Source organism: Streptomyces sp. S3(2020), from assembly GCF_013044505.1.
Lineage (GTDB): Bacteria > Actinomycetota > Actinomycetes > Streptomycetales > Streptomycetaceae > Streptomyces.
This window is the reverse complement of the sequence record NZ_JABERD010000130.1, coordinates 20809-27643: the sequence shown is the minus strand read 5'-3', so window position 1 is coordinate 27643 and position 6835 is coordinate 20809. Positions and strand designations below refer to the sequence as shown.

The window sequence follows — 6835 nt, the reverse complement described above, 5'->3', positions numbered from 1 at the left end:
TTTTGTTACCTTTCGGCGCCCCCCTAGAGCTAACACAGCCTCTTCGTCGGGAGGGTCAGATGGGGATAAGAGACGGACCCAGGTCCGCGGCCCGCGGGGCTTGCGCGGAAGCCTTTCGTCGCAGGTCAGAAGATGCTGACGGAAAGCCGCTGAAAAGCTCCTGGCGAATACGGGTAATGTTGGTGGAGGACCCGTTTACCAGGAGATTCAGCGTTGCGCACGGCTGTCCAACTCGCGGTCAGCACCGTCAGTTTGGAAGAGGCTCAACGTCACGGAGTCCTAAAAATAATCCATCTCGTGAAGGGGCACTGACATGCGCTACGAACACGACTTGCAAAACAAGCTCAACCAGAAGTACAGCCTCATCTACGGCACTCAAAGCGATTCGTACAGGTATGAGATTAGGTATCTCCGAGACTTCATCCAGGGTTCTCCGGCTCTCAGAGCCATTACCGAAACCCTAGAAAATTCCAACCCTGAAGTTAATCCCGGCGAATGGGTCCGCGACAAGTTCAGCACGCGGAGTTATTCTTGGCCCGACACTGAGGCGGGCCGCGCAAAGATCATCTGGCAGTTCATCAACTGGTGGGCAGATGGAGCAGACCCCTTTGGGTTGGCTCAGTCCTTCTCGGTTAGCACGCACCTCAACACCATGTTGCGGGACATGACTGAGCAGACGGTTCGGACGTTCGTCGCTTACCTGCAAGGGCAACTTGGCTCCGCGAGCGAGGTGCTTTACATGCTCGAACGCTTCGCTCGTCGTCTTGAGTGGTTCGACCAAGCTGAGCTGTACAAGAAGTACGTGGATGACACCAAGCACGGCGAAGACACGTACGACACCTACCTCCGCAAGTTCCTCTTTGACCAGGGCATTGACTACCCGTTCTCGCAGCCGAAGTCCGCTTCTGGGCAAGTGGACGTTGCCGCCGGACTGGACGGCGACGACCCGCTGGTCTGCGAGGTTAAGCTGTACGACACCTCAAGGAAGGGCTACGGAGTTCCTTACGTGGCCAAAGGCTTCAGGCAGGCGCTCGACTACGCGCATGATTACGGCAAGAGCGTTGCCCACCTAGTGACGTTCAACCTGAGCGACCAAGGGCTCCAGATGCCCACGGACGAAGCGTCGAAGCCGTGGCCGCCTCGCGTGCATGTTGAAGGAGTCACGGTCTACCTGGTGGTCGTTCACGCCAAGCCGCGTCCCTCGGCGAGCCAGCGAGGCACGGCCAGGCCACGTGTCGTGACGCGGGATGAACTGGTGAACCCGCACGAGGAGGAGGCGGGCGAAGACTGACGCCCTTCTACCCCAAGCCGGCCGGGTCGACCTGAAAGGCTCCTCCAATGAGTCGTATCCAAGACCCACAGCAATCTTCTAAAACTCCCACACCTCTCCTATTGCGGTTGAACTCACAGGACACCGATAAAAAGAGAAAAACGACCCCTCAAAAAAGGTCGCTCCACCAGCCTCCAGCCTCTCGATTGGAATCTGCAAAACCGCAAGACTGTGACAAGGTGCTAACTATCCGTTTGACTGAGAGCACTAGCCAAGCCTTCCACGACTTTTACATGATCCTCGAAAGGTAGCTCACTTATCACATCAACCACGCCGGTCCCCAACTCATGCTTAGACATCACACGTACTTTTATTTTGGGAGATTCATGCCGACCAGTCGCTAGATCAATAATGGAATATTGAAGAATTATGTCATCCAAGAAAACGTTACCGGCCACATTTGATGGCGGCTCAAAATTGTCTAGCTCTGACCGACCAATCATTCGCGCGCCTAGCGCCAGCCCCTCACTCAGATTCCGTCGCAGGAATTCTTGAAGAGGAGGGGCTATAAGGCCAAATATATTCGCGCCAAGATCTACCTTGGTATGCGTCCCATAGCTCTTCAAGGCTATCTCCCGCTGAACTTCCTCGCTTTCCCACTTTCGCGGAGTGGAAGTTGCACCCCACGCCAACTCAAACGCCTCTTTTATTAGCAGATCTGCGATATTAGTGCGCCCATGCACTTGAGCACCCAGGTTTTGAGAGTGGAAACTCATGAAGCGAATTGGAGTGTACTCATCGCGGCCAATTCCGGGGAACTTTCCGTCGATAAATCTGATGCGGTCCGTCATACGGAAAGCCAGTTTCGCTTGCTCTCCCTGGGCGAGCTCCCTGAAAGAACTCAGCGAAGCGCCCGGGGTCCTCGCAATAATTGTCTCGACTTCACTCGCATCAAGGTGGAGCCCGTATCGTTCCTTCATTCCGTTGACGAACTTTTCGTAGTCCATATCTTCATCCTCGTAAGGGAGGACTTCCGGGTCTATATTGATCGCCACTTCAGATGACTCTATTAGGCGAATGATGCCGGGTGTCTGGATCGACTGGATCTGTTGCTTAACCTGATCTCGCCTCTGCATGTCCAGCTGACCTAGTGCACTCGTGACATCCTCTCCAGGGTTAACGCTCATCCTGAATCTCCTCCAGGTTATTTCTTGCATAGTCAACGATTTGGCTGGTTGCCCTATCAACGGCGCGTTTGATCTCCTCTTGGTTGGCTATTTGCGACCTGACTATCGCCACAGCATTAATGCATTCTGCTTGCGCGGACGAGGGAAGCCATAGGCATTGCTCAAGTATTCGCTCCCACTCCTCATCCGAGTGGCTTACTCCAAGTCGCTCTTGCAGCAGTGCAAGCCATATGGATTGGAGCGCTTCTCGACGTAGCGGAAATAGGGTTCCAAATCTTTCGTTTCTTAGTCTCTGGTTTTGAAGTTTCCTCTCGTGAGCTTGGGACTGGCGCGCAGTGAAGTATGAGGAGGCGAAGACAATTAATCCGCCAACCATCGCAGAGATAAGGGCTGAAATCACACTGGCCATATTGTTCCCATAATGGGGTATTTAAGATTTTACGTGATTGTATGCCTCTCCTCTGGACTACACAGCGCGACAAGCCCCGATTGTCCGGATTCTATACCCCATTTGCCCGTATCCATTCGACAACTATATCGATTGCCCACATAGTCGAATTTACGTTCGTGCCGATCTGTTTCACCAGGCGTCAGGCGCCACATCAGCTCATTTATGGGGCACAGGTTTGTTAGTGCCGTGCGTCACAGATGTCCCGCCGTCCCAGCGCCCGATCAGCGCCAATGACGGCAGGAGGTACCGCACCCTGGTTCCGGTTCTCGTGGTGAAGTCCACAGCCCGGATCAGCACGTCGCACAGGGAAGATCCCTCCGGCCCGGCAAGCAGGCCCACTGTCCTGCCCATGATCTCCGACAGAAGCCACGGACCCGAGCTGTAGTGAAACACCCCAGCCGCATAGTCAGCCGCCAGCCGGAACATGAGATCCGAACCATCCGCGCCCTCCACCACAGCCCGGAACCTGGCCGTCCGCGTCATGATCTCCCACCGCTCACACGCAGACGAAGGATGTGCTTCGCGCGACTCTCCTCCCAAGAGCCGGACGACCACAGCCGCCGTATCCGGACCCCCGGTTGTCACGCGCCAGGTACTCAGAGCTTCCTGACGGCCCTTCACCGTGCGAAGGCAATGAAACTGACCAACGACACTGTCAGGCAGCATCGGAGCACCTGCGTTCGGCGACCAGTTCCTGTCTGACCTCCCGGAGCAGGACGAGATCTTCGGCGATTCCGGCGGCGATGAGTTCGGCGCCGGGGGTGTGACCTGATCCGACGTATCGCCACGCCGACTCGACCACCGGCAACGGACCCGTATCAGGACCGGACGGGAGCACATCATGACGGGCGGCACGGACCGTGCGCAGTTCCCCGTACGTGGTGGAGTATCGGCGGGACTTGGTGAGGACGTGACCTCGATAGCCCAGCGTGTGAGCCCAGGCCCGCAGGCGTAACGGCGCCAGCTCTGGCAGTCTGCCCAGTCGCCAGCAGGTGCCCATAAGCGCGCGCACGTGAGCAGAGACGAGAAGCAAGGCAATGTCATCGAGCGACCTGACAGGGTAGTCCGTGCCGCCCGCGTCGCCAACGCCCTTACTGACGTATTTGGCGACGTACGCCGCCACCGCCTGATCAGTCACCGCGCCGTCATCGGCGAAGGCACGCCGGATGGGATGCACATCGAGTTGCCCGCCCCAGCGGAACACCAGCTCTCCCAGGCCTGGCATGTAAGGCATGGAGACCTTCACCGAGGCCGCAGCCGATCGCACGGCAGCGCCGAGGAGTTCGGCACTGGCCCAGTCGGGCGGAGGCGTGGTCGGCCCGTCGGGACCGTCGAGGCGGATCACGGCGTGGAAGTGCACGGCGCCCCGCCTCTGATACTCCGTGACCTTGGCGAAGCTCAGTCGCAGGTGTTCGCCGATGCGTGATTGCGTGATGCCTGCCGCCGTGGCGAGGTGGCGGCGGATGGTTCTGGTGGTGCGGTTCCAGAGTTCGCCCGCATGGGCGTGCCACAGCACGTGTCCGGCGTAGTCGTAGCAGTCCGGGCAGAGTGGCTGACCGACTGCGGAGTCGTCGGAGGCGTGCACGAGGCCGCAGGTCAAGGGGTGTCCGTGCTCGCACGATGTGCCGGCGGAGTGGCGACGGCATGGTTCGCCATCGGTGGTTGCCCGGTGCACGGCGCCGAAGGACGGAGCGGTGAGGGTGACGAAGAGCCGGGGGTGATCGGTGACCGTGCCCGGGATTCCCTTGCCGCCGAGGAGGCCGGACCGGACGAGGTGGAAGGTGTCGCCGGAGTGGAGGCGCGAGCACGGCAGGCAGCGTGATTCCCGGCGGTTTCGGCATCGCACGGGCAGCCGTTCGCCGGGTTCGTTGATGGTGTCGTAGTGGCGCAGCACCTGTCCCGTGGCGGGGTCGCTCACGGTCGTGTGGCCCGCCAGGTAGATCGGGTGCGCGCATCCGCCAGTGGCTTTGATCTGTTCGAGCCAGCGTGGGAAGCCCGGCTCGCTGGCGAGGCGGATCAAGTCCTGATCGGTGTCGGTGAGTCGGCGCAGGCGCTCCGCCCGTTCGAGGACGGAGCGCCGCGCGTCAGCGGTGGTGGTCGGCATGCAGGGGCGGTGACCTTCCAGGGGGAGCAGCCAGACGGGCTGCGGTGACGGGGGCGGGGTGATGGTGCACGGTGCTCCTCTAGGGGGTGAGGGCCGAGGGGGCGATCAGGAGTGCTGAGAGCACATCCCGATGAGGACGCCCACGATGACGACGAGTGCCAGGAACTTCAGGAACCGGGGCACGGGTTGGACCTCCCTTGGTGCCCTGTGTGATCAGCGTTTGCGCCGTCGACCGTCTCGGCAGCAGTGGCAGCGCCGGAGACGTCCGCCACGGGTGCGCAGACGGGGACGGCGGCAGTACGGACAGCGGATGTACCGGTGAGACATCGGACAACACCTCTCAGGGCTCCGAGGGCGGTCACACCGCGAAGCGGTCGAAGATCCAGACCACGAACTCGGAGATCATGAAGAAGGCCGGAGTCTGGCCGAGGTAGAACCCGAAGAGGCCGATCAGCACCGCGACCCACCACGGCACCTCACGCGAGCGGACCAGCAGCACCGTGATCACTCCGAAGAAGACCACATAGGCGAATGCCTCGCCCTCATTCATCGCTCTCGCCTCCCGCCTCCAGGGCCGCTGCAAGGTGCGGGAGTTCCGGCGTGCGGTGCGCATTGCGCGCGGCGTACTGGCGGACGCTGTCGGGAGTGAGGAGCATCGAGCGGGCCCGCACCCAGTGGCCACCGATCGTGGTGACGGCGACTCCCTTTTCGTCTTCTGTGATCGCTTGGGCGACGGCGATCGCATCGGGAGACAGGTCACCCAGCGCCATTTCCGCCGAGGCTTCATCGTTGACCCGATGGCAGATCCGGCCGCCGAGTTGGGCCCGCAGAGCCGTGGCGCCGGGACCGAGTTCGGAGCCGAAGCGCTGCGCCGCCACGACCAGATGGATACCGAGGGCGGCTCCGAGCTGAGCAAGGCGCAGCAGGGCCGTGGAGCACTCCACAGCTTCCTTGCGACCGGCCAGCGTCGCACCGGCTAGGTACAGCTCCGCGATCTCGTCGACCAACACCACGATGGGCACGGGCCGTTCATCGTCGTCGAGATCCCAGACCGAGCGGACACCGGCCGTCCGGCACACGGCCATGCGCGACTCGGCCTCCGCGATCATCGCCTTCAGGAGACCTATCGCCTCAGCCCGGTTGGTCGCCAGCGCGGAGAGCCGTTTGGCGAAGAGGGAGAACTCCATCCCGCCCTTGCAGTCGATCCCCACGAGCGCGAGCGGCTGTGCTCCCAGGTGGGTGACCAACGCAGCCAGCAGCGTCGACTTGCCGGACTGCGTCGCGCCGACCACGAGCCAGTGAGGGACCTTACGAAGGTCGATGGTCCACGCGGCGCTGTCTCCGGTCCGGCCGACCACAGCAGCCATGAAGCGGGGCGCGGGATACATCCGGCGCGCCTGATCGACCACCAGCGGGTCACGTGCGACCGCGACGATCAGGACCTCACCGCGCTCCGGTGAGATCACCCGTACCGAGTGGACCCGCCAGGCGTGCACGATCGCTTCCGTGGCAGCGATGAACTGTGCCGGAGTCTGGCCAGGATGCAGACGAACCCGCACCGAGAGGCCACAGCCAAGGCGGTTGATCTTCGGTACGCCGAGGCGAGGCGGAACGGGTCGCAGGGCCACCCCCCGCACCATCACATCCCGCCCCACCATCGTGTACCGGGGGCGGCGGACGACCGCCAAGTCCGTGTTCTGGCACAGCCGCCGCCAGGTGAACCGTATGCGGCAGACGGTGACCGGAAAGCCGATCAGGTACCAGACCAACGGCACCCCACCGAAGCGCCGCCGCAGCCTCGGTTCCCAGTACGCCTGCGTCAG

The 6835-nt window shown here is 61.4% G+C and carries 5 protein-coding genes; 1 reads left to right on the top strand and 4 read right to left on the bottom strand.

Annotated elements, in window-relative coordinates; translation table 11 throughout:
- The first annotated feature begins 313 nt into the window (after positions 1-313).
- Positions 314-1291 carry a hypothetical protein gene (locus HLK59_RS32515; RefSeq protein WP_171145158.1) on the top strand — a complete coding sequence of 326 codons (978 nt, stop codon included), beginning with the start codon at positions 314-316 and terminating at the stop codon, positions 1289-1291.
- A gap of 221 nt (positions 1292-1512) precedes the next feature.
- Here HLK59_RS32515 and HLK59_RS32510 read toward each other — a convergent pair whose 3' ends face one another.
- The 4 genes from HLK59_RS32510 to HLK59_RS32495 form a co-directional block, all read right to left on the bottom strand.
- Complete coding sequence (locus HLK59_RS32510) at positions 1513-2457, bottom strand: hypothetical protein (RefSeq protein WP_171145157.1); 945 nt, start codon at positions 2455-2457, stop codon at positions 1513-1515.
- Between the two features lie 1106 nt (positions 2458-3563).
- Entirely contained in the window at positions 3564-5012 is a 1449-nt protein-coding gene (locus HLK59_RS32505) for a replication initiator (RefSeq protein ID WP_171145156.1), read from the bottom strand.
- Between the two features lie 358 nt (positions 5013-5370).
- Entirely contained in the window at positions 5371-5562 is a 192-nt protein-coding gene (locus HLK59_RS32500; protein WP_171145155.1) for a hypothetical protein, read from the bottom strand.
- A complete protein-coding gene (locus HLK59_RS32495; protein ID WP_346779854.1) occupies positions 5555-6787 on the bottom strand; it encodes an FtsK/SpoIIIE domain-containing protein in 1233 nt (410 codons plus the stop codon). Before HLK59_RS32495 ends, HLK59_RS32500 begins: the two co-directional genes overlap by 8 nt.
- Positions 6788-6835 lie beyond the last annotated feature (48 nt).

Coding starts and splice junctions, on each gene's coding strand:
- HLK59_RS32515 (WP_171145158.1), top strand. CDS start 314: ATGCGCTACGAACACGACTTGCAAAACAAGCTCAACCAGAAGTACAGC.
- HLK59_RS32510 (WP_171145157.1), bottom strand. CDS start 2,457: ATGAGCGTTAACCCTGGAGAGGATGTCACGAGTGCACTAGGTCAGCTG.
- HLK59_RS32505 (WP_171145156.1), bottom strand. CDS start 5,012: ATGCCGACCACCACCGCTGACGCGCGGCGCTCCGTCCTCGAACGGGCG.
- HLK59_RS32500 (WP_171145155.1), bottom strand. CDS start 5,562: ATGAATGAGGGCGAGGCATTCGCCTATGTGGTCTTCTTCGGAGTGATC.